The 20523-nt window shown below is 54.7% G+C and carries 11 protein-coding genes; all 11 read left to right on the top strand.

Going from position 1 to position 20523, the window contains the following annotated elements; translation table 11 throughout:
* Positions 1 to 28: 28 nt before the first annotated feature.
* The gene (locus E9954_RS07635) at positions 29 to 1564 is read left to right on the top strand and encodes a sulfatase-like hydrolase/transferase (protein ID WP_136078610.1); all 1536 of its coding nucleotides are present in this window, start codon (positions 29 to 31) and stop codon (positions 1562 to 1564) included.
* A gap of 5 nt (positions 1565 to 1569) precedes the next feature.
* Positions 1570 to 2811: a BNR-4 repeat-containing protein gene (locus E9954_RS07630; RefSeq protein WP_222847093.1), complete on the top strand. Its 1242-nt coding sequence runs from the start codon at positions 1570 to 1572 to the stop codon at positions 2809 to 2811.
* Between the two features lie 146 nt (positions 2812 to 2957).
* A complete protein-coding gene (locus E9954_RS07625; RefSeq protein ID WP_168442063.1) occupies positions 2958 to 4247 on the top strand; it encodes a BNR repeat-containing protein in 1290 nt (429 codons plus the stop codon).
* 142 nt (positions 4248 to 4389) lie between these two features.
* A complete protein-coding gene (locus tag E9954_RS07620) occupies positions 4390 to 6465 on the top strand; it encodes an alpha-L-rhamnosidase-related protein (protein ID WP_136078607.1) in 2076 nt (691 codons plus the stop codon).
* A gap of 20 nt (positions 6466 to 6485) precedes the next feature.
* Positions 6486 to 7040 carry a hypothetical protein gene (locus tag E9954_RS07615; protein ID WP_136078606.1) on the top strand — a complete coding sequence of 185 codons (555 nt, stop codon included), beginning with the start codon at positions 6486 to 6488 and terminating at the stop codon, positions 7038 to 7040.
* Positions 7041 to 7205: 165 nt separating this feature from the next.
* Positions 7206 to 8570, top strand: a complete 1365-nt coding sequence (locus E9954_RS07610) for a vWA domain-containing protein (protein WP_136078605.1) — start codon at positions 7206 to 7208, stop codon at positions 8568 to 8570.
* A gap of 447 nt (positions 8571 to 9017) precedes the next feature.
* Positions 9018 to 13499 (top strand): Ig-like domain-containing protein, encoded by a 4482-nt coding sequence (locus tag E9954_RS07605; RefSeq protein ID WP_136078604.1) that lies wholly within the window; start codon positions 9018 to 9020, stop codon positions 13497 to 13499.
* Between the two features lie 136 nt (positions 13500 to 13635).
* Positions 13636 to 16275: an Ig-like domain-containing protein gene (locus E9954_RS07600; protein WP_136078603.1), complete on the top strand. Its 2640-nt coding sequence runs from the start codon at positions 13636 to 13638 to the stop codon at positions 16273 to 16275.
* Between the two features lie 112 nt (positions 16276 to 16387).
* Complete coding sequence (locus E9954_RS07595; RefSeq protein ID WP_136078602.1) at positions 16388 to 17158, top strand: PEP-CTERM sorting domain-containing protein; 771 nt, start codon at positions 16388 to 16390, stop codon at positions 17156 to 17158.
* Between the two features lie 493 nt (positions 17159 to 17651).
* The gene (locus E9954_RS07590) at positions 17652 to 19127 is read left to right on the top strand and encodes an alpha-L-fucosidase (RefSeq protein ID WP_222847092.1); all 1476 of its coding nucleotides are present in this window, start codon (positions 17652 to 17654) and stop codon (positions 19125 to 19127) included.
* Positions 19128 to 19213: 86 nt separating this feature from the next.
* Entirely contained in the window at positions 19214 to 20521 is a 1308-nt protein-coding gene (locus tag E9954_RS07585) for a vWA domain-containing protein (RefSeq protein WP_136078601.1), read from the top strand.
* Positions 20522 to 20523 lie beyond the last annotated feature (2 nt).

Here is a 20523-nt window from a genome sequence, read left to right as displayed (position 1 = left end):
CAGGAGCTGACGGTCAGGAATTCTGAGCATGGATGAAATTAAAATTGAAAATGAAAGGATGAACACCATGAATAAAATTAAGTTTTGTATTTTTCTGCTTTGCACATTTGCAGCTTGTTCTCACACCCACGCTGCGAAGCCAAATGTGATTGTGCTTTTAGCGGATGATCTTGGCTATGCCGATGTCGGGTTTCAGAATTATGAGGCCTCCGCAGATGTCTACACTCCAAATATTGATAAGCTGGCTCAGTCGGGCATTATCTTTAAAAATGGGTATGTACCGGTGGCGACGTGCGGTCCATCCCGAGGCTCACTTTTAACGGGTCGAAATTCGGCACGGTGGGGACAGGAAGATAATGGTAATCTGCCGGGCAATTCCGGTCCGCCGGAGCGTGAAATACTTGTTCCGAGGGCGCTGCCGAACGATTATGTCACCGCCATGTTTGGTAAATGGCATATAGGGAAACGCCAAGGCAAGCTCGACCTGAGCCCCAAGGGACGAGGCTTTGACGAAGAGTGGGCTGCTGCTGCATCGTATTTCAGCAGTCCTGAATGGATAGCCTCTGCCTATAAAAACAGTCCCATTCCCGAAGAACCTTATTTCGACCCTGCCATTGGAAATCTTTCGGCAGATTTTATTGCTCAAAATAAAGATAAGCCCTTCTTTCTTTATGCAGGCTTCAAGGCCCCGCATTCCCCCTTTGAGACATGGGAATCCTATTTACTACGAGTGGTAGAGGCAAGACCCCAGTGGAAAGAGGTCTTCGAGCGCTTAAAGAAACGACCCGATTACCAAAATAAGTATTCGTTCGAAAAAATTACGCTTGAGACAGACAAAGAAATTCTGCGACTGATTTACACGGCGATGATTTTGGGCATGGACGATGCCGTTGGTCATATTGTTCAGACGCTTGAGGAACATAATTTACGTGAAAATACGCTCATCTTTTTTCTGGCTGATAATGGGGGATCCCTTTGTGGTGGCCCTGAGCACCCTAATAGACCCATTGATTTAGGGGCTATAAACAAGCCCTTGAGAAGTGGAAAAGGCTCGATTTTTGATGGCGGCGTTCGAGTGCCATACGTTATGAGCTGGCCGGGCGTCTTACCGGGTAATACGGTTGATGAAAAAACCATTGTATCCTCGATGGATATATTCACGACTACGGTGAATTTGGCCGGCGCACAGGTTCCACAGGATCGGATTATTGATGGCGTCAATCTGATGCCCTATTTAACCGGTGAAAAATCAGGTCAACCGCATTCGCACTTATTGTTTCGAAGGACAGACCGGGATGCCTATGCAATCCGAGCAGGTGACTTTAAGCATACCTTCGATAAGCGTAATAAAGTAAACGAGCTTTATGATATTCAGAATAACATCGCTGAGGACGAAGGATTGTCTAAGAAACATCCCGAAAAGTTCAAATATATGAAAGAACTGTACGAAAAAGAGGCGGCCGATTTTCCTGATCCCATTCGGTTTAAAACCAATGAAGAAATGGAAGCCTGGCTTAAAGAAAATCCACTGAAGCCTAACCCCAGCGGCAAAGGCATCGAATGAAAGCAATGAAGAAATGGGTTATAGAATGTATGTTGCTGTTTACGGCATTTGGAGCCTGGGCAGCAGAAGGCGATGCAGCAGAATATAACCGTGCGGGTGATCCGCATAACTTTAACGTCTTTATGGAGGAGAGCGGTTACTGCTGGTTCGAAGATCCTCGCGTTATCGTGAACGATGGCAAGCTGATCATTGGCGCGGTACAGGGGAATGGATCGGGCGCAGCCCATGTTGGCGTTTATAACCTCGACGCAAACAAGCCGCTCGGCACGGCGTTGCTGCAGGATAATTTTAAACGCGATGACCATAACTCGCCCGTATTTTATGTGCGTCCCGACAACCGCATTCTTTCGGTGTATGCTAAGCACCATCAGGAACCTGTGTTTTACTCCCGCCTTTCGGAGCCGAACAATCCGCTGAAGTGGGGCGAGGAAATGACCTATGACACCCAGGCGCGGGCGACCTATGCCAACCTCTATGAGATGAAGAACGAGGGAAAGCTTTACAACTTTTTCCGTGGCATTGAATTCAACCCGACGTTTGTCACCTCGACCGATGGCGGAAAGACATGGGGTGAAGAGACTCATTTTATTGCCAGCGAGCTGAATGGAACGCATCGCCCGTATTGCCGGTATGCGGGGAATGAAACCGATACCGTCTATATCAGCTTTACCGATGGTCATCCGCGCGTGGTTGGTAACAGCCTTTATTATGCGGAATTCCGCAACGGCAAATTCTGGAAGGCGGACGGAACGCTAATCAAAGATCTGAAGAAAGACGGCCCGTTGCGTCCGAGCGAGGCGGAGCTTGTCTATAAAGGCACTGGAGAGACGAAGCAAAGAGTCAAGGGCGCTCCAGACACCAGCGTCCCGGACGGCGCGTGGACCAGCTCGATGGTGACGGATAAAAATGGTTTTCCGCATATCGGCTATTCGGTTCATAAAACAAATGAAGATCATCGCTATCGCATCGCTTCGTGGGATGGAAAACAGTGGCACGACCGCGAAGTGGCCTACGCCGGATCGGCGCTCTACGATCGCGAATCGAGTTACACCGGGCTGATCACGCTTGATCCGCTCGATCCTAACGAATGGAAAAATCTTGCGGCGAATCCGGAATATGCAACCATCAAGGCCGAGCTGAAAAACAGCCTGCCCACCGTCAATGCCCCGTGGTCCAAGTATACCAACAATAAGACTAATCTCTTTTTTTGCGAAGAAAACGAAGGATGCCCAGAAATGAGATGCTGAAATCAATGATCCCTGTCGAGGGGAACGGCCGGAATGAAATTTAGGCAGGGCGACGAAATGCAGATTGGAGCGACTTTACGATGAAATGTTGGAACATTAAGAGAGGGATATTTTTTGGTATTGCCCTGGTTATTATGCAATCCGCGATGGCGGGGGATATATCGAAATGGCAGGTTGAACAGGTGCTTGATGTCGCGCCCGTGACCGCCGGTTTTCCGGTGCGATTTTGCCTGCTGACCGAAGGCGATCGTCAGTATGTTGCGTACTACGATGCGGATCATCAGATGACGGTTGCTTCGCGCATGCTCGACTCGAATGAGTGGCAGTTCCAGGTGCTGCCGTCCAAGGTCGGCTGGGATTCGCACAATTACATCACCATGGCAATCGATCGCGCGGGGCAGTTGCATGTGTCGGGCAACATGCACGCCAACCCGCTTGTCTACTTCCGCACGGAAACGGCAGGAGATATTACAACGCTAAAAGAAGCTCCGATGACCGGAGAGCTGGAAACGCGCACCACCTATCCAAAATTCCTTAAAAACCTGAATGACGATTTAATCTTCACCTACCGTCATGGCGGATCGGGTAACGGCATCAACCCGTATAATATTTACGACCCCAAAACGCAGTCATGGTCGCGTTTTCTGGAAACGCCGCTCTTTGACGGCGAGGGCAAGATAAACGCCTATCCATTCGGACCCGTGCGTGGCCCGGACGGCTGGTTTCATAGCGTTTGGGTCTGGCGCGATACGCCGGACTGCGCAACGAATCATGATATATCCTATGCACGCAGCAAAAACCTGACTCATTGGGAATCGGCTTTTGGCGACCCGGTGACGCTCCCGATAAAAATCAGTCAGACCGAGTTGTGTGTCGATCCCATCCCGAGCCATGGCGGCATCATCAACAGCGCCAAATTTTTGTTTTTCGATTCGAATAACCGACCGGTCATCAGCTATCACAAATCGGATGAGAACGGGAATATGCAGGTTTATGCCGCGCGACCCGAAAATGGAACGTGGAAAGTCCATCAGCTCACCGATTGGGACAAACCGGTCGTGTTTGGTGGCCACGGCTCAATGGGCTTCATCGGCATCAAAATCAGCGGACTGTCCGAAGCTGCTCCGGGAACCCTGACGATGACCTACCGCCACCGTGATTTCGGAACCGGTCGATTGCTTATCGACGAAGAGACGTTGAAGCCGTCGAATGAAGCCATCGAAGTGCAACCGGAGCTTCCGAAGGAACTGAGCCAGCTTGAAAGCGATTTTCCGGGGTTGGGCGTGCAGCGAATGTCGGATATCGGCGATTCGGGTAATCCGGAAGTGCGCTATGTGCTGAAATGGGAAACCTTGGGGAAAAACCGCGATCGCAAACCGGAAACAACCGTCGAACCGAGCATGCTGAAACTGTATAAACTGAGAACCTCTGATTGAAGTCGGTTGAATAACGGATGTTTGACTGATAGACGCCAGGAGTTGGCTATTGTAACTTGCGGTTATATTGATGCGAATTGTTTAAGGTAACGATGCAGAGTAGACATTTAATACATCAGGAAAAGTAAGCGGAAATAAAACAATGAATACCTTTTTTAAACAGGCACAACCGGTCTGGCCCGAGGGCATGGAGACCACCAAAAATATCCACGTCGAATTCTTCGCGGACTTCCAATGTTTGGAAAATCAGCTCGTTGAGCTGCACGTGACCGGATCGACGATTTATCGCGTTATGCTGAACGGGCAGTTTGTGCATCATGGTCCGGCGCGCGGGCCGCATGGCTTTTACCGCGTGGATGAACTGGATCTAAGCGATCGTGTTCAGGTAGGTGAAAATGATTTATCCATCGAGGTGGCGGGTTATAACTGCAACAGCTATGCCTATCCGAACCAGCCTTCATTCTGTCAGGCGGAACTTCGGGTTGGAGGAGACGTCGTTGCTGCTACGGGGGGCTCCGGCTTTTCGGGTGCGGTTTTGTCTTCGCGTATTCAGCATGTGGAGCGCTATGGATATCAGCGCCCGTTTCTGGAAGCCTATCGGCTGCCGGGTGTTCGTGAAGAGATGCCGTTGGCCGTGCAAGTAGATAAACCGTTGCTGCCGCGCCATGTGGTGCTACCGGATTATGATGTCGTTACGGCAGGCGAACGAATTGATGCCGGCTCCGTTGAAGTCGTAGAGCGTGAGGTGGATCGATCCGAGTTCGGGTGGATGATTGATGCAAATTACAGCGTGCTTGAGTCGTTTCACCCGACCCAGTTCGAGGTGGATGTGCTTCAACTCCATCAATCCTGCACGTGCTCACAAGGGAGCGGGGCTTCCGTTAACCGGTATGAGTTGTGGGACCTGGGAATCAATCTGACCGGTTTTGTGCGGTGTACGGTGAGTTGTCAGGAGCCGATCCGCTTGATGGTGCTGTTTGATGAGGTGTTGACGGAGGGTGATATTGATCTGACGCGCAATGATTGTCTGAGCCTGGTGTATTTTGAACTGCAGCCGGGAAATCATGCGCTTGAATCGCTGGAGCCCTATACCGGCCGCTATCTGAAGGTGGTCGTGCTGGACGGTGAGGCGGAAGTCAGCGAACTGGGGATGCGCGAATATGTCAATCCGGAAGCATCTGATATTGTGCTGGAAAGCCCTGACCCTGATTTGAACCGTCTGTTTGAGGCAGGGAGGCAAACCTTCCGTCAGAATGCGGTGGATATCTACATGGACTGCCCCGGTCGCGAGCGCGCCGGATGGTTGTGCGACAGCTTTTTCACCGGGCGTGTTGAGCCGCTGCTATGCGGCAGTTCGCGAGTGGAACGCAGCTTTATTGAAAACTATACGTTGCCCGATTCCTTCGCGCGGCTTCCCAAGGGCATGCTGCCGATGTGCTATCCGTCGGACAGCTCCGACGGGCGCTATATTCCGCAATGGTCGTTGTGGCTTATTCTCGAAGCAGAGGAATATCTCCAACGCACCGGCGATAATGAATTGATCGAACTGCTTCAGCCGCGCATTGAAACGCTGCTTGCCTTCTTTAAACCGTATGAAAATGAATGCGGTCTGCTGGAGCGGCTCCCGTCGTGGAACTTTGTCGAGTGGTCGAAAGCCAATACGCTGTTGATGGACATCAATTATCCAACCAACATGCTCTACGCCAAAGCACTGGATGTTGCCGGAAAGCTCTATGACAACGAACAATGGTGTGCGCAGTCAGCGGCGCTTCATGAAAGCATTCGTGAGCAGTCTTTTAACGGAACCTATTTTGTCGACAATGCAGTTCGCGATCTGATCGGCATTCCGATCCTGTCTGGTGAGAGTACGGAAGTCTGCCAGTACTACGCCTTTTTCTTTGGAACTGCGTCGCCGGATGAATTTTCCAACCTTTGGAACTTTCTGCTGAGCGAGGCCGGTCCGAATCGTTCTGAAACCAACCCGCTGCATCCAGCGAATGCCTTTATCGGCTATTACCTGCGCATGGAACTGCTGTCACTCCACGGAGAAGTCGCGCAGTTGCTGCAGGAAATGAAGGAATTTTTCCTGCCGATGGTCGATGCCACCGGGACGCTGTGGGAGCACCGTGACACGCGGGCCAGCTGCAACCATGGATTTGCATCCTATCTGTGTGTTCTGCTGGACCGACACCGGCATGAAATTACCACCCCTGCATAAGCACCTGACAAAGGATATGTATGATTAAAACTCAATTGCCTCTGCTTTTGCTGGCATCAGCCGCGTGTGCGAAGCAACCGAACATTATCTTCGTCTTAGCGGACGATCTGGGCTACATGGATCTGGTCTCCTATGCGGCGCGGGTTAACGGGGGTGTTTACGCAGGCCTCCAAATGCCAATCTGGGGTGCGGTGGGCCGGAGGCCGACGAAGTCGCTCGACACCGCTTTTAAACGAGCCGGAGATGAAACGGGCGGGCGGCAATCAGGAGTGCGGTGGGAAGCGCAGCGCCACACCGCTTTTGCGGTTGAACGGTACGGTGCGCTCGCAAAAGCGGTGTCGCCTCGTTCCTCGTTGCCACCGCACTCCAAAACTTTTCTCCAGAACCTTTTCTCAAAAATCATCGCGCACGGAAATGCGGTCGGTTTTGAATTTGGCGAGGGTGTTGACGAAGGCGCGGTCGGCGTGGTGTTCGAGCCAGGCCTGCGAACACCAGCGATATTCGGCGGTTTGCTCTCAGCGCTTGCAAGGCCATTAGCTGTTCAGTCTCGGTTGTTTGCCCGATTGACGCCCTGAGGTTGCTTTTGTAACTTATGTCTCAATCTTTGCGAATTATGGGGATGAGTGCCCATTGTCGACCTTTTGGTATTCGCGAAAAAAGAAGGAAATAATGAATATCTTTTTGAACGGGCAAAACCGGTCGGCCAGCCAGCGAGTATGTAAAATTTACAGGAGACAGGAATGAAAAAACGCTTTTTTGCAAAACACGCGAAGTCCAGCGCAGCACTGGTGAGTTTGGGGGTCCATGCGGTGCTGATTGTGATCGCCTTGACATTTGTCGCGGTGACGGTGGTTCAAAAGGAAGAGAAGGCCTTTGAAGCCAAACCGGTCAATCGGCCGAAAATGCAGCTAAAGAAACTTCAAGTCCCGGTTAATACTAAAAAGAAAAGCGTCAAAAAACCAAAGCTGCGCAAACGCATCGTGGTGAAGCCGAAGATGAGCCAGACGATGCCGGACATCAAAATGCCGGAAATCACAGGCGTAAAGGGCGGCCTGGGCGGCGGTGTGGGCGGCGGTCTTGGTGATGGGGGCGGCGTCGGTTTTTCCATGCCGGAGATTGAGATTTTCGGGGTGAAAGGCAAAGGCGAAAAGATTTTCCTGATTCTGGATACGGGCAATCACATGCTCATTGATGAAATGGGGGGTATTCCAGCGTATACGCTTATCAAGGATGAAATGCTCCGCATTGTTGAAGAGTTGCCTCCCACAGCCTTGTTTAATATTGGGGTCTTTTTCGGCGGACGGGTGCAGACGTTGTTTCCTTCATTAATGTCGGCCAGTCGTGGGAATGCGGCCAAGGCCAAAGCCTGGCTAGGTCCTTTGAATGCTTCAGGCGATGCGGTAACGTCCGGAAAATTCGGTATTGAAACGCTAGGGCCGGGCGGCGTCGATAATCGCGGCGATTACCGCATCGGAAAGTTTGCGGAACCCCTCAAGAAAGGCGGATCGATCTACGGGGACGAATGGAGTGGTGGCCGCGTCTGGTACGATGCGACCATGGTGGCCATGCAGCAGCAGGCCGATACGGTGTTCATCCTAAGCAACGCCTGGGGTCATCAGCGTGTGGCGCTCCAAAAAGTGCCCCCTCTGCAGGAGTGGAAGAAGACCACCTCCGCAGGAAAAAAGTGGACGGAATTAGTGGCCAAAGGGCGGGAGAAGTTGGCGCAGGAGAATGTGAAGCGAAAGTCCGCCGGACAGCCTCCGAAAGTGATCTCCGGTGGGGAATGGGGAATTATACGTGAATATTTCCCTGACACGGAACGTCCGCCCGAACCCGATTTTTACTATTACAAGCCGCTCGATTTTGCCGAAGCCTTCGCCGCGATGAAAGATCAGTATCGGCCCCGGGAAGCGCTGACGGCCAGTGGGCTGAATAAGAAGAAAAGCAGCAAGATGGATTTTTCGCTCAACGTGGTTCAGTTCATCCGGGTGGATGCCGAAGCCGACGAACGTTCATCGGGTAATTTCAGCCAGCTGACCCAGCTCTGCAAGGGGCAATATCAGACGGTCAAGGGGCTCGAGGAAATCCAGAGCTACGTCAAATAGGCTAAGGGGGGCCGAGATGGAAAAACGGACACTGAATCGAAGGGCGTAGTCAAAGGTGCCCCAAGCGGCTTTGTTATCAGCCTGGTGGTGCATGCGGCGGCCTTAACGTTGGCCGGGGTACTGGAGCTGTTATTCTCGTCATGAAGGAGGAGGAGAAAAGTTTGTTCCACCCAAACCGGTCGACCGCCCGAAGATGAAGCTCAAGGAGCCTAAACTGATGTAGCCGAGCTACCTGCCCAGGTAGACTTCGTCGATACTCAGGAAGAAGCTCGATGTTTTTATGTTTCGTGCGCAAAGAGCGGAGACGGGGTGTCCGCACGCCACAGCGACTTCACCGCAAGCTTGTTCTGCATCCCAAATAATGAGGATAGGCAGTTGTTTTGAATCCCGTATTATTTTTGATTCAGGGAAGCGTTTCCCTCTTCCCGCGGTTCAAAGAGAGGCGATATGAAAAAATCACAAGGCATGGTTAGCGTTTGTTTGCTGGCGATGGCTTCCGTGGCCGGGGATTGCTACGTCTCCACGACGGGTAGCGATGCCAACGCCGGAACGCTGGCGGCCCCGTTTGCCACGATTCAACATGCGGTTGGTGTGCTGTCGGCGGGAGACACCTGCTATATCCGCGGGGGCACCTATGGCCAAACCGTCGATTTGTCGGGGGTTTCGGGAATCTCCAACAGCCCCGTTTCGCTCGTTGCCTATCCGGGAGAAACCGTGGTTCTGGACGGCACGGTTGCCCTCACCAACAGCTGGACGCTGGATGCGGGCAATGTCTACAAGACCACGGTTGCCAATGATGTTGCCCAGCTGTTTGTGGATGGCGAACCGATGACGCTGGCGCGCTATCCGAATGCCCCGGTTTTCTCGGATGCGTGCTGGTCAAAAGGGAGCGCGCGCATCCAGTGGGATGCCGGATCGTCCAATGGAACCGTGGTCGACGAAGAGCTATCGGCGCTCGGGTTTTCCTTAAGCGGTTGCATCGCGATACTCAATTGCGGCAATCATCACACGGCGGCCCGCATTGTGGAAAACCATGTTGCCGGCTCCAACACCTTTAATTATGCGGAGGCTCAACGATATAAGACGACCAACGAATATTTCTTCGAGGGCGGGGTGAACAACGCGGAGCGCGTCCTGCTGGACTCGGCCGGGGAGTGGGGCTATGACGAGTCCACCGGAACGCTGTATCTCTGGGCTGACGATGGGTTGGATCCCACAGGACGCCAGATTGTCGGCAAGGGCACCAATGTCTATGCCGTGACGGGCGGTGCCGATACGCACGATGTCGTGATTGACGGCATCGGTTTTTTTGCAACGACCTTCCATTTTGCCTCATCCGACCGCATCACGATCCGTAACTGCGACTTCGACTACTATGTCTGTTCGCAGCGCTCGCTGGGCAGCATCCAGGTGCCGCAGACCGCATATTTCGAAGGAACGGAAACGGATTTTTGCGAGGATGTCACGGTGTTCAACTGCGCCTTCCGCTATGCGGATGGAGGTGGGCTGTGGGCCAACTATCTGGAAGATGCGCTGGTTGAGAACAACCTCTTCTACCATATCGACCATGCCACCGTGAACCTCAGCGACAACGAAATCGGTTCGACCGAGGAAGGCCATGCCCAGGGAACCCTTTCGATGAAGAACACGAGGGATTTCGTTTACCGGCGCAACATGATCGATACCGCCGGAAGCGCCCAGGGCATCATCCTGCATCTTTACGATTCCACCGAAGGCCGGCCCTGGACCTGCGAATATAATTTCCATACCGGCTGCGGAAAAATGGAGGGCAGCGATACCTCGTCCATCTATTGCCCGCATGAGCACGTGACCGAGTCCGTCGGGCGCTACAACTGGTTCATCGGCAACCGGCGGGATTTCCGGTGGGACGGAAACAATACGCCCGTCGTTCTGGGGGTCCGGGCGAATCTGTACCGCAACATTGCCATGGCTACCTTCATCAAGGGCATTGCCGGAGCGGGGGATGCCTACTATCTCAAGGGCGATTACCATGAGGTCTACAACAACGTAGGGATTGGCGGCATCCAGGCCGAGTTGAGTGTTGGGGTCGCCCTGGGCGGGAACGCCCATACGACCACCCGCAACAACGCCGCCGACATGGTTACCGACGACCCGATGCCCGGAACCAATTCCTTCAACTATGTGGGGCAGAAAAGTGCGTCCAGCATGGCGGAGCTGCTGCGCGATACGGACAACTGGGACTTTCGTCCCCGGCCGGATGCCGTCGAGCTGGTGGATCAGGGAACGAATATCCTGTGTTTGGTGAACGGCGAGCACCTCGACGTTACGGCGGGCTGGCTCGGGGCCGCTCCCGACCTCGGGGCCTATGAGCATGGGGCTTCCGACTATTGGATCCCCGGTCGTCAACTGCCGCAGGCTTCCGTGCCGATTCCATCGGACGGCAATACGAAAGCCCTCTACGACTGCGATTTAATGTGGCTCGGTGGGCTGGGTTCCGTCTCCTACACCATCCATCTCGGCACGGCCTCCAACAGCCTGGCCTTCATGGGCAGCCAGACCAACAACATCTTCAATCCGGGCGGGTGGACGAACGACCAGACCTACTACTGGCGCATCGACAGTGTGCTGGCCGACCACTCGGTCGTTACCGGCCAGGTTTGGTCGTTCACCATCAACGATCATCGGCCCCGTGCCGACTCGAGCCGGCATGAGGTGATCGAAGACCGTTCTGTGGCGATCACGCTTTCGGGGTCGGATATTGATGGCGACCCGCTGACCTATTCCATTTCAACGTCGCCCGCGCACGGAACCCTGAGCGGAACCGAACCCGACCTGACCTATACGCCGGATGCGGACTATGCCGGGGCGGATTATTTTGCATTCACGGCCAACGACGGCACGTCGGACAGCCGCAAGGGCATGGTTATGATTACGGTGACGGAGGCCAACGATGCGCCAAGATTAAGCACCGGCGCATTGTCGGTTGGGCATGCGGTGCAGGATCGCGCCTACCACGGGTCGGTGGCCGGATGGGCGACGGAGGTGGATGGCGATCCCATCAGCTACAGCAAAGTGATTGGCCCCGCCTGGCTGCAACTTGCCGCCGACGGTTCGCTCGGCGGAACGCCGGGTGCAATGGATGTCGGCGGGAACAGCTGGGTTGTCCGGGTGGCGGATTCTACCGGACTGGCAACGACCGGAACCCTCGAAATCCTGGTGGTTGCGGAGCATCTGCTGACCTCGCTGGACTTTGCGGATCTCAATGTTTCGTTGACCAACAACACACTGATGATAGGGGGCAGCACAAGCAACCTGGACGTTTTGGGGGTTGCGGTCGGCAACGACTATCTCTACTCGGTCACCTACACCGGCGCGGATTATGACGGGGATGCCACCAACGACACCTTAACGTTCGATCTGCGGGTGAAGGGATGGGACGGCGGAACCATGGATGCGGCCACGGGCTCCGCAACCATCGGCACGACGGCCTCAACCATTTCCTTCGTCGATTCGGCCTTTATAGTGGGCGACTTAAGGATAGACGTTGGAGAAAGCCTGGAGTTTCGGATGGAAAATCCGGTCGTGTCTTTAACGAGTGGAGAAATAAACCGTGTTGCGGCCTTCACCGGTTTTACGTCCGCGCGTCTGGAGCAAACGGCGACGACTGCGAATTCCCATATCGCAATTTTGGGTTCGGGAACCGGTCTGCCGACATATTATTTTGCGACCGATCAGGAGTCGGGCCCGCTTGACGTCGGAACGGGCCCGCTCTATGTATCATCGGATGAAGGGGGCGGTACACGCTCAACACGGTGGGGGGTGGCCAATGTCGACTTCGGCATCGATGTCTCGGTGGCGGTGGTTCCGCCGGTCACACCGCCTACGCTGAGCTTCACGGAATTCGATGCCGCCTTGTCGGGAAATACGCTGAAGGTCGGGGGGAGCTCAAGCAATCTAAGTGTTTCGGGGACCGCCTCCGGCAACGACTATCTCTATTCGGTGGCCTACAACGGTGCGGATTATGATGGGGACGGCACCAACGACACGTTGACGTTCGACGTTCTGGTTCAAGGGTGGGCGGGCAGTGCCGCCGGCACCACCTTCATCAATTCGGATACCGACAAGAACGCCCATTGCGGCGCTGCATCCATAGGCACGAACGATTCCGCCGTGACCCTTAATGCAAATGGTTGGGCCGTTGGTAACAGCGTGATGAATATCGGGGAGACGTTGGAGTTCACACTTCTGAACCTGAGTGTTTCGACGAGTCGCGGTGGCTTGCATACGGCCTCGCCATCCGCGTTCACCGGCGTTTCCTATAAGGAGACGGGGAATGGGTATGGCCATCAGGTGGTGGTGGGGCAAGGCGCAAGCGGCCTGTTTGCGTCGCGCTTCAATGCCTCAACCTATGATTTGGGCGGCCTGCTGGCCGAGGGCAACCCGCTAACCATCACCTCGGCCGAGCTGGGCGGTGCGGCCAGCGCCAATCCCGAACGATGGAATGTGAGGAATATCGATTTCGGCATCCATGTTTCGGCAGTGCCCCCCGGTAGTTATTCCGCATGGGCGTTCGGTTTCGGTTTGGAAGGGGCGGATGCCGCATCCAACGCCGATGTGGAGAACGACGGCTACGACAACCTGGCGGAATATGCGTTGGGAATGGACCCCACCAGTTCGGATGCCGGTTCGAAGGTGTCGGTTGGAACCACGGTCGACGGAGGAACCAACTGGTTCGAATATATCCATGGCCGGCGTACGGATTATCTAGCGCAGGGGTTGTCCTACCTGCTGATCGATTCATCAAACCTGGTGGAGTCCCCCGCCGCCACCAACGCGCAGGATCAAATCCGCACCGGCCCGGTGGTCGAGGGCTATGAATCGGTCACCAACCGCTACCGGACCGACGACCCCACCAAATTTATCCAGCTCAGGATCCGGCAGGAGTAGCGGCTTCGGCATCGTAAGAAATTGGGATGTTCGGGGTTGCCGGAACGGGTAATCTGTTTTCGACAATCGGTTAAAAGGGGTCTGCCTTGCCGGTTGGTTCGTGCACATGGACGAGAACGCTAAACGGAGGTAGTTAATGAAGAAGCGATGGTTAGGGATGATGACGGCGCTGGCGGCAACGTTGCTGGCAGGAACGGCGCAGGCGGCGGTGGTCTATCAGGACAACTTTGACAACGACACGCTGACCGTGAATACCAATAGCGGGGGCGGGATGACCAGCAGATCGCTTCGTGGGGGGGTGGGCTATAAATGGGACGATGACGGAAACCTGCAGTATTCAGCTAGCAGCACCCATTTTCAGAATCGGGCCATCGGCTATACGGACAATGGCTTCCAGTCTACTGATGGATTTGAACTCACGGTCGATTATTTTTGGACGCTTAGTAGTGGAGCGAGTGCGCTGTCCTTCGGTTTGGTGAGTTCTGATACGGATTTTACCACGTACAGCGGCTACCATCCGTTCTCTGGTGATACGTCTGTTTACAGTTTGGGCGTGAATTCTAAAAATGGAAATCTCGCTTTCACCGATGGGTCAACCGTGACGAACCTGGATTCGGGTTCTCTTGGGCCTGCCGCCCTACCTACCCATTTCGTGGTTGTGATGAATGTCTCTCCGGATGGCCTGGGCGGCGCGGATTGCTCCTGGTCGATCGACGGTGTTGATCAAGGCACCAGCAATATCCCGGTATTTGATTTCAGCAAAACCTTCCATTTCGTTGCGTATGGCCAGGACGATCAAGGTAACAAAGGCATTTATTCGGTTTCGCTGAATGCGCTCGGGAATGCGACTCCCACCGCAGATCCGCAAAGTATCAAGGTGTATCCCGACACTGCATGGGACATCACACTGACCGGGAGCGACCCGGAGGGAAGCAGTCTAACCTATGCCATCGTTGACCATCCGACCAACGGCACGCTGGACATCAGCTCCATGCCGGATGTCATCTACACCCCGACGAACGGTTACCAGGGGGCAGACAGCTTTACCTTCACCGTCAACGACGGTTTGGTTGACAGCGATCCTGCCACCATTTCGATTGCCGTGGCGCCGAATGACGCTCCTGTCGCCGACGCGCAAAATTTACAGATGCTGCCCGATACGGTACTGGGCATCATGCTGACCGGCACCGACGCCGACGGCCCCAGCAACCTGACCTTTGCGGTGGATGCTTCGTTGCTCATCGGTGCGCTGACGGGCACGGCCCCGGATCTGACCTACACCCCGTCGGCCGGATATACGGGAACCGACAGCTTCACATTCACCCTCTATGATGGAATGAGCAACAGTGAGCCGGCTACCGTTTCGATTGCGGTGACGAACGAGGCGCCGATTGCCATTGCGCAAAGTTTGGTTGTATTCCCCGACTCCACCTTGGCGATCACGCTGACCGGCACCAATACGGACGGTCCGAGCAACCTGACCTATGCGGTGGTGGATACCCCGGACTACGGTACGCTGGATGGCGGATCGAACATGTGGACCTACACCCCCAATGCGGGCTATGAAGGGCCGGACAACTTCACGTTCAAGGTCAACGACGGTTTGATCGATAGCGATCCGGCCACCATTTCGATTATGGTGACCAACTATGTTCCCACTGCGGATTCGCAGCAGGTCTTTACTGAATATGGGTCGAATGTTGTGGTTACACTGACGGGTAGCGATCCGGAGGGCAGCAATCTGACCTATTCGGCTGGCTCACCGGCCAACGGTATGCTGAGCGGAACCGCTCCAAACCTGACCTATATGCCGGATCCGGGGTATGAAGGAGCAGACAGCTTTACATTCACGGTCAACGATGGTGTGCGCGACAGCGATCCGGCCATAGTGCGGATTTGGGTTGAGTCTGAAGGGGTGAATATTTCCTTTACGGAACTCAACACGGCGTTGGTTGCATCGAACAACACGCTGATGGTCGACGGTAGCTCCAGCAACGTCACGGTTACCGGTGTGGCTTCCGGCAACGATTACATCTATTCAGTCACCTATACCGGCGCAGATGTGGACGGGGATGCTGTCAACGATACGTTGACCTTCGACGTGCTGGTTGAGGCCTGGAATGGCAGCGTGGCCAGTACAACCTTTGCCGGTTCTGATGCGGACGTGAACAAGTATAATGGTTCGGCCGCCATCGGTTCGAATGATGTTGCAGTAACCCTCAATGCGAACGGTTGGGCGGTTGCAGACGGACAGATGCAGGCCGGGGATACCTTGGCAGTCACTGTCCAGAACTTGACTGTTTCCGCGAGCATGGGCTCCGCCACAGCATCGCTGAACCGCTATACGGGTGTAACGTATAGGGAGTCGGGCAATAGTTACGGCCATCAGGTTGTCATTGGCGAAGGGGCAGGCGGCTTGTTTGCAACCCGGTTTAATGCCACGCAGTATGCCATTAACAATGTCCTGACCGAGGTCAATCCGCTCCATATCACATCGGCTGTTTCTGGTGGCCTGCCCGATTCCAACCCCCAAAGATGGAACCTGAATCAGGTTGACTTCAGCATTAGCATCAAGCCGGGCGGTGTTCCGGATATCGCCCTCGGCGTCTCAGGCAGCGACCTGGTGTTCTCCTGGGAAGGCGCGGCGACTTACGACGTGCTGACCAACGCCAATCTCGTGATTCCGAACTGGGGCGTAGCAATTCCGAACGCAGCTTCACCGGTTACTAATGCAATCGGTAGCGAGCCTGTGCTGTTTTTCAAGCTCAGCGAATAAATAGGCCGGTTCTTGAAAATCGGGCAGGCATGCGCCTGCCCGATTCCTGACGCAGGAAATGGATCCGAGGACGTTCATTCCTGGTTTCGACGCCCCATGGTAATAAAGGATAATGATGAATAAAGCACGATACACGGTGGGCATTTTATTACTGCTGGCGGCGGCCGCTCAGGCGGATGTCGTCTATCAGGACAGTTTTGATGGCGACGGGCTGGGAACGAATGCCGGGATCGGCGGCGGCGCGGCGCAGACACAAGGAGGCGGGTCTTGGGGCGACGACGGGGATGCTACCTACAACAACACGGGTACTAGTTTTAGTGACTCGGCCCTTTTGTATTCCACGAATTCTTTCCAGTCAGCCGGGGGGGTTGAGCTTACGGTTAACTATACGTGCAACAGTGTCGCTACAGCCGGAAGAAACCTTTTTGGTTTCGGTTTGTTGGCGGATGCGAGTTCCTGGTCAGCGGTAGACGATAACAGCCCGTTCGCGGAGCTGTCCTCCGTATATAGTATCGGGGTGAACCTTATTACCGAGAGCGGTGTCCCTGTTGGCCTCAACTTTGCGGATGAGTCAACGGTGACCACTTTAGACGGTGACGCAATTGGTGCAGGAACCGATCGGGAAGTGGTTATTCGTGTTGAAGACGATGGGATTGGTGGTGCGGACTGGACACTTTCTATCGCTGGCACCGAGCAAGGTTCCGGCAATATCGCATCATTTGACTTCACTAAGAGTTTTAGTTTTGCCGCCTATGGTCAGGATAATGAGCGGACTAAAATCATTAATTCAGTGTCGCTGGAAGCCATTCCGGAACCGGCTGCGCTGACACTGGTAGGACTGGCCGGATTCGGGTTCTTGTGGCTTAAGAGAAGATTTGGCTAAGGGCTTGGCAGGTTTCCGGCAAACGCCTCGTGGAAGGTTCCGCGGGGCGTTTTCTTTATCCATAAACGGAGGCTATCCCTAATAATTGGGATACCCGGAATTGCGGGGGCACGTAAAGTATTTGATTTGAGGATGCCTCGGATGCTCTGGCGGGCATTGGCCGTGGAATACCAGATTAAACTGATTTGTATTTTTTACCACAGAGGCCCTGGAGCAGCGGTGCCGCAACCAAATTATTTGAAGCTACAGATGAACACCGAAGACACGGATTTTTTACCACAGAGATCTCAGAGACACAGAGCATCCTAACCCTCTGTGCCTCAGAGTCCTCTAGCGCAGCGGGTGGTGAAAAAATTTGCCAGGAAAACAAGAAATTGACGGATAGTAGTACGGAGGCACAGAGGTCAGTATGCAATGATTGTTCTGCGCCTCCGTGCTCTCTGTGGTGAGAGCTTTCAGGTTGATTGCATATAACCATCGTGAAGGAAACGGAATGAACTACAAAAAACAAGTTAACCGATTGCTCGGCATGTGTGCCGGAGCCTTGCTTTCCAGCGTGGCCCATGCTGCGCAGATCGAGCCGACGTGGGAATCGCTGGCGGCGCACTATCAGGTTCCGGAATGGCTTCAGAACGGAAAGCTCGGGGTCTGGTTCCACTGGGGTATTCCTTCGGCGGTCGATGAAGACCGCCCCAACGATGGATCGTGGTATGGCAAAAACATGTACGGCGGTGGAAAGAAGCAGGCCAAGGAACTCTGCGAATGGCACACCAAGCGCTACGGGCCTCCGTCGGAGTTTGGCTATGAAAAGATGATCCCGCTGTTCAAGGGCGAGAAATGGGATCCCGACGCGTTGGTGGCCTATGTGAAGGGGAACGGGGCGCGTTTTGTGATGCCCGTGGCCTGCCACCACGACAACTTCGATATGTATGATTCCTTCCACCCCTGGAATTCGGTGAAGATGGGGCCGAAACGCGACACGCTCAAGGAATGGAAGGCCGCGGCAACCAAGCACGGTCTCAAGTTCGGGATCTCCACCCATCTCTACTGGTCGCCCGGTTGGTTCCGTCCGGCCCGCAAATACCAAAAAGAGGGCACGCTGGAGTGGAAGCTCTTCAATATGGATTACGATCCCAACAACTACGCCAACCAGGAGAGCTGGAACAAACACTGGTATGCCCGCTGCTGGGAGATTGTCGAGAAATACGATCCCGATATGTTCAACCATGATTGCGGCTCATACCCCAAGGTGGAATTCCCGCAGTTCATTGCGGAATACATCAACCGCGACCTGAAGGAAAACAACGGCAGGCAAACCGTCGTCTTTTCCACCAAAAATGCCGAGCTGGACCGCAAGGCCTTCACCTACAACCTCGAACGGGGCGGTGCCGGGGAAATCAAGACGGTGCCCTGGATGTGGGCGACCGACCTTTCCGGCGGCTGGTTCTACCGTGCGGGGTCCGTCAATAAAATGAGCATTCCGGTGATGGTGGCCAACGGGGTTGATGCCATCAGCAAGAACGGGGTCGTGATGCTCAACATTGCCCTGCGTGGCGACGGCACCTTGCCGGAAAAACAGGCCGCCTATCTCGACGCGTTCGGCGATTTCCTGAAAACCAACGGCGAAGGCATCTACGGCTCCCGCCCATGGAAAACCTTCGGCGAAGGCCCCTTGCAGGTGAAGGATGGCCGACAGGGTGAAAACCATCGGGAATTCTCGCAGGAAGACGTCCGCTTCACCACCCGGGATGGCATACTCTACGCCTTCGTGCTGGCTCCGCCGACGCAGGATCTGGTTATCAAGACCTTGGCCACGGGCGGATTGCTCGATCAGGAAATTGCATCCATCGAATTAATGGGCAGCAAGGAGCCGCTTCAATGGAAGCGCTCTCCGGATGGCCTGATGATCAAGTTGCCGAAAAAACTGCCGGGGCGGATTGTCAACGGCTTCCGGATCAAGCTACATTAGCGGTATGATCAAGCGTCGCGGAGGTTTATCCAACGCAGGATGCGGCACGACTGAGTTTTAAGCCAATTGAAGGTGGGCCGGGGAAAATGAAGAAAAGGTATTTCGCTAAACACGCCAAATCGAGCGCGGCACTCATCAGCTTGGGGATCCACGCCATCCTGTTGGTCGTGGCGCTCTCGTTCGTGGCGGTGACGGTCATCACGAAAGAGGAACAAAAATTTGAATCCAAGAAGGTGAACCGGCCCCGGGTGCCCGTGAAAAAGCTGCAGGTCCCGGTCAACATCAAGAAGAAGAAAACCCAGAAGCCCAAGTTGCGCAAACGGATCGTGGTGCAGCCCAAACTGAACCAGACGGTGCCCGACATCAAGATGCCGGAAATTACCGGGGTGAAGGGCGGTATGGGGTCGGCGGGCGATGGCCTGGGAGGCAGCGGCGGCGTCGGCTTTTCGATGCCGGAGATGGAATTGTTCGGCATCAAGAGCCGGGGCGAGAAGGTCTTCATCATCCTGGATTCCTCCGCCTACATGATGGTGGACAAGATGGGGGGAATTCCGGCCTATACCATCATTAAATCCGAACTCGTGCGCATTCTGGGCGGATTAAATTCGACCGTCCTGTTTAATATCGCCGTGTACGGCGGCGGCGAATATACCCTGTTCCCGGACATGGTGCCGGCAACCCCGGGCAATGTCGCCAAGGTGGATGCCTGGCTGAAGCCGCTCAATGCCGTGAGCCGGGGCATGGGCGACAATGACTACGGCCCGAAGACGCTGGCGCCGGGCGGCATTCGGGTCGGCGGGGATTTCCAGGTTGAGCCGCTCAAGAACACGCCCGGCGGTTGGGCCAGGCCAACGCTCATGGCCATGCAGCAGCAGGCGGAAGTGGTCTTCCTCCTCACCTGCCGCTGGGGAAGCGAGTTGAAGTATAAAACCGGAACCCGGGAGCGGGACTGGGATGAGTCCGACCAGCAAAAATACAAGGAAAACGTGGCGAAGGCCCGCGCGCTGTTCAAAGAGGAAAACGATCGCCGCCGCGCAAAGGGTCAACCGCCCCGGGTGATTGCGCGAGGCGAGCGCGGCTTGGTGAATGCATATATTCCCGGTGCGCGCCTTCCGCCCGGCACCACCACCCATGCCAATTATTCCCCGGAAATGATGGTTGAGGCGTTTGACAACACACAAAGCAAATCGAAGGCGGCCACGCCCTTGAAGAGCGGGATCAACAAGAAGAAAACCAAATATTCCATCAATGTCATCCACTTTGTTCCGTCGGGCAGCGGCTCGGCGAAGGATCCCCAGTTCAGCAAGATCGCCAGCGAAACCCGGGGCAAATACAAGCGGATCGAAGGGATGGACGCCATTCAAAGCTATGTGTCCGCCGAGGGGGGCGAGTAAGG

This window comes from Pontiella desulfatans, assembly GCF_900890425.1.
Classification (GTDB): domain Bacteria; phylum Verrucomicrobiota; class Kiritimatiellia; order Kiritimatiellales; family Pontiellaceae; genus Pontiella; species Pontiella desulfatans.
Note: the sequence above shows the minus strand (reverse complement) of the source record. Positions and strands in the feature narration are given on the sequence as shown.